The organism is Fretibacterium fastidiosum (assembly GCF_000210715.1).
Taxonomy (GTDB): domain Bacteria; phylum Synergistota; class Synergistia; order Synergistales; family Aminobacteriaceae; genus Fretibacterium; species Fretibacterium fastidiosum.
On record NC_021038.1, the window covers coordinates 2,266,533 to 2,270,782 of the forward strand.

Below are 4,250 nucleotides of genomic sequence, written 5' to 3' on the forward strand. Positions count from 1 at the left end.
TAGATCGAGTATTCGTTTAATGACAGCAAAGAAAACAGCTGACTGTTATGTTACGTCCTAATATCGCCTGGGGCATGAACTTCTCCTCTATTCCAGCATTGGTTCTGGTATATTTTCCTTGGAAGCCAAATCTTTTATCACACTCTTCAATAGGTTTTTCCCCTCATTAGTAGTGCTCTCAAAGTATGTGTCCCAAAATTTATCTGGGTTTGCTTCAAAAATCAATTTATGAGTTATTATCATATGATCCTCTCTATCTTCCACAACATAATATCCGTTCAAGTTCCCTGAAACGATTTCAAAACCGTTAGCTTCGTAAATTGCCGGTGTCCCCCCCTCGTCAATAATTCTATAAGATATTCTCCGGACAGCAGATGGCTTATTTAAGCTAAAATTAAAATATGCTTCAATTACCAAATAAACTTTCTCCTTAACCAATTGCTCAGAGAAAGACTTTGACAATGAGATCACGTTAAACGGATACGACTTAAATGGTCTTGAGTATTTAACCAGCATTTCCTCTGCCTCCCATCCTCAAAACTAATCTTCACAGACCATAAATTTGCTGGTGGTTCTCTATTCGAGGACCACCAGTAATGAGGACCTCCTTGACCGCCTTCAGCGCACTCTCACCGGTGTTGCGTAAATTTTTATTGTCAAGTTGCAGGGCCTATATCAATATTTATTTGCCTTTTTTGTTTTATTTATCAATTCCAGTTTGGACTGCGCATCAATATCTCCCGCCTCTGCAGCCTTACGATACCACTTTATAGCTTCCTCATGATCCTGCTCTACACCCTCTCCTTCTTCGTACAGCAGGCCCAGGTTAAATTGCGCCGCAGTATATCCTTGCTCCGCAGCTCTAAGGAACCATTCTGCGGCTTTCGCGTAATTCCGCTCTAATCCCTGATTTTCGCTGTACATGACACCCAGATTGAATTGTGCTGCTGCCACCCCTTGCTCTGCTGCCCTGCGATACCACATCGCGGCTTTCGCGTAGTCTTGCTCTATACCCTGCCCACCATAATACATAACGCCCAAATTAAACTGTGCTTCAGCGTCTCCCTGCCCGGCAGCTTTTCGGTACCACATCACAGCCTTCGAATAGTCCTGTTCTACGCCTTGCCCGTCGTAATACATAGTACCCAGATTAAATTGTGCGTCCGCAAGGCCCTGTTCTGCAGCTCTTTGATACCATTCGGCAGCCCTGACGTTATTTCGTTCAATGCCACGTCCTTCCTCATACCTCAAACCAAGATTGAACTGTGCCGCAGGGATACCCTGGCTTGCAGCTTTGCGATACCATTCCGTGGCCTCTATGTCGTTCTGCTCAACGCCTCGGCCCTCTTCATACATAATGCCTAAATTGAACTGCGCTTCTGGGACATTTTGGTCTGCCGACTTACGGTACCATGTTGCGGCCTCTGCGTCGTTCTGTTCAACGCCCTGGCCTTCTTCACACATAATGCCTAGTTTACACTGTGCCGTTGCATTTCCTTGTTCCGCAGCCTTACGGTACCACTCCGCAGCCTCCGTATAATTCTGCTCCACCCCCTCTCCTTTCTCGTACATGGCTCCCACAATAAACTGTACTCCAGAAACGCCTTGTTCTGCAACTTTACGATACCACTTCGCAGCCTTCTTATAGTCTTTTTCGATCCCCCAGCCTTTGGTGTACATAACGCCGAGACGGAACTGTCCCTCAACGTTGCCTTGTATTGCGGCTTTTCGGTACCACATCACAGCCTTTGCGTTATCCTGTTCGACTCCCCGGCCTTCTTCATACATAATGCCTAATTTACATTGCGCTGTTGCCTCTCCCTGTTCCGCAGCTCTGAGATACCATTCGGCAGCCTTTGCATCACCCTGTTCGACTCCCCGGCCTTCTTCATACATAATGCCTAATTTACATTGCGCTGTTGCCTCTCCCTGCTCCGCAGCTCTGAGATACCACTCGGCAGCCTTATGGTCATTCTGCTCCACGCCAATGGCGTCCTCATACATAATACCAAGAATAGACTGTGCATCAGCCTCTCCCCGTTTCGCGCACTCAAGGAAGTATGCAAAAGCTCTTGAATAATTCTCTTCGCTCAGAGCTTGTCCACCTAGATTGTACAACTCTCGGGTTGTTAATTCCTCCATTGTAGGTCCCCCTTAATGCCATAACCTTATAAACTTCAATTAATAGTTATGGTCTTTTAATTAAAAGCTTGACAAACTTAGTGAGTTTGTCAACCGTTTTATAAATTTATCCCGTATGCTGGTTAATAACTTCCACCAGTCGTAGCCTAAGCAGGCGGCCAGCTCTTCGGGGCTGACAAGCCCCGAATGCTGTGCCGTTCGCTTACCTCGACACGCGGCACCGTTGCCGCGCTGTCGAGGCAAGTAAACCGTACCCCGTATAGACGTCCCAAAACAGATTGGGATTGCGTATGCCGCCGTTCGTTGCCCTGGAGTTGCAACTCTATTCCATTGTCAAGTTGCTGGAACTCAAAGTCTGCTACTAAACTTATCGACACACTTCACACAGCCGTCTGAGCGTATCTGAGCCCTTCAGATATTTATTTCCCCACGCGTAGTCAGCAGCCCGCTTCCCTTCGTTGTCTTTGACAGCAATGTCTGCCCCGACACTAAGCAATATATTGATAATCCTAGAGGTACTCCACTCCGCAGCCAACATCAGCGCCGTCCGGCCACCATTATCACGTGCGTTAATATCCAATCCGGAATCGAGCAACAGCTTTATAACCCCAGGGTTATCATTGTTCAACGCTGCCATCATCAACGCTGTTGTCCCAGCATTGAACGGAATGTCGATCACTTCGCTGTTTCGTACATCCAGCAGCTGTACCGTCGTATTGGATTCAAGCTTTGCGTTGATATCTGCCCCAGACGCAATCAGTGCGTTTACAACATTGGGAGCACCGACCTTTGCAGCCCACATTAACGCTGTCATACCGTACTTGTCCCGCGCATCGATCTCAGACCCGGCCTCGGCCAATACATTGATGGTCCAAGGCATGGCACAGAGATTTTTAGACCCCCTTGCGGCATACATCAGGGCTGTCATGCCATTCCTGTCCCGCGCATTGACATCCGCTCCGGCCTCGAGCAATAACTTGATGTCATCGGACCACAAACCATTCGACGCACTTAGCATCAGCACCGTTGCACCGGACTCATGTCTTGCGTCAACGTCCGATCCAGCACCAATCAAAGCTCTGATAACTGCAGTGGTCCTCGCATACATCAGCGCAGTCGTACCGTACTTATCCCTTGCATTGGCCTCCGCACCTCCTCGGAGCAATGCGGTAACAACTTCGGCATCGCAACTCGATGCTGCCACCATCAACGCCGTTGTGCCGTATTTATCTCTTGCGTTCACTTCTGCGCCGGCATCGAGCAACACATTAACAATTTCAAAGGTTGGAATGCTTCTGCAACTCCATTTCACAGCATACATCAATACCGTCATGCCGTTTTTTTCTTTTGCATTGACCTCTGCTCCAGCTTGCAGCAATGTGTTGATGACCTTGATGGTGTTATGCCCTGCAGCGTACATCAACGCTGTAAAGTCGAACATTTCCCGTGCATTCACGTCGCCTCCGGCACCAAGCAGCACGCTGGCCACTTCGGAGTCCCTGTTCCATCTTGCGGCCACCATCAGCGCCGTTCTGTTTTGTTCATCCTTTGTATTGATTTTTGCGCCCGAACGGATAGCGTTTTTGACCTGCCAAGCTGTGCCGGATTTACAGAGCTCGAAAAACTCTTTTGAGTTCACCTGAAAAACTCCTTTCAAGACGGCTGGCTAGTGGCTCCCTTCATCAACTACAAAGGCAGGATATAACAACACTTGACTAACGCAGGCAATTTGAGTCCGATTGAGTTCCGTCCGCGTTGTTTAAAATATGGCTGTGCATTGTCGGATGCATGATTCCGTTTTCTTCCACGAACCTCAGCGTCTCGCAAATGCAGCGGTCGATCGCTAGCTGGACAATAATTTCGTGATAGGATTCTAAGGGGGTGCTATCCCTTCTTTCAATCAACATATTTTCCCCATTATTCCAGTAAGTGTGGTAAAAGCTTATCTCAGCCTGTTTCTCAAAGTCCTTCAAAAAAACGTTAACATTCGTTATGTCGCTATCTTGTAAGCTCTCATCTCGTTCTTCCAAGTAATCTCTGACGTCAGAAAATTTGGGAACGGATTCTATATCGTATTCACCTTTTTCTTCCTCCTCCGGATCAGGGTC

4 protein-coding genes are annotated in these 4,250 nt (G+C 47.7%); all 4 read right to left on the minus strand.

What is annotated here, in order from left to right; genetic code table 11:
* Positions 1–87: 87 nt before the first annotated feature.
* Positions 88–516, minus strand: a complete 429-nt coding sequence (locus SY1_RS10230) for a hypothetical protein (protein WP_208873717.1) — start codon at positions 514–516, stop codon at positions 88–90.
* Positions 517–675: 159 nt separating this feature from the next.
* Entirely contained in the window at positions 676–2,142 is a 1,467-nt protein-coding gene (locus SY1_RS10235) for an SEL1-like repeat protein (protein ID WP_015556973.1), read from the minus strand.
* A 367-nt stretch (positions 2,143–2,509) separates the two neighbouring features.
* Positions 2,510–3,781 (minus strand): ankyrin repeat domain-containing protein, encoded by a 1,272-nt coding sequence (locus SY1_RS10240; protein ID WP_208873719.1) that lies wholly within the window; start codon positions 3,779–3,781, stop codon positions 2,510–2,512.
* Positions 3,782–3,857: 76 nt separating this feature from the next.
* Positions 3,858–4,250, minus strand: a 393-nt coding sequence (locus tag SY1_RS10245) for a hypothetical protein (protein WP_208873721.1), incomplete at its 5' end; no start/stop codon positions are given.

Bases quoted from the DNA above. Each gene is read 5' to 3' on its own strand.
- SY1_RS10230 (WP_208873717.1), bottom strand. From the start codon at position 516: ATGCTGGTTAAATACTCAAGACCATTTAAGTCGTATCCGTTTAACGTG.
- SY1_RS10235 (WP_015556973.1), bottom strand. From the start codon at position 2,142: ATGGAGGAATTAACAACCCGAGAGTTGTACAATCTAGGTGGACAAGCT.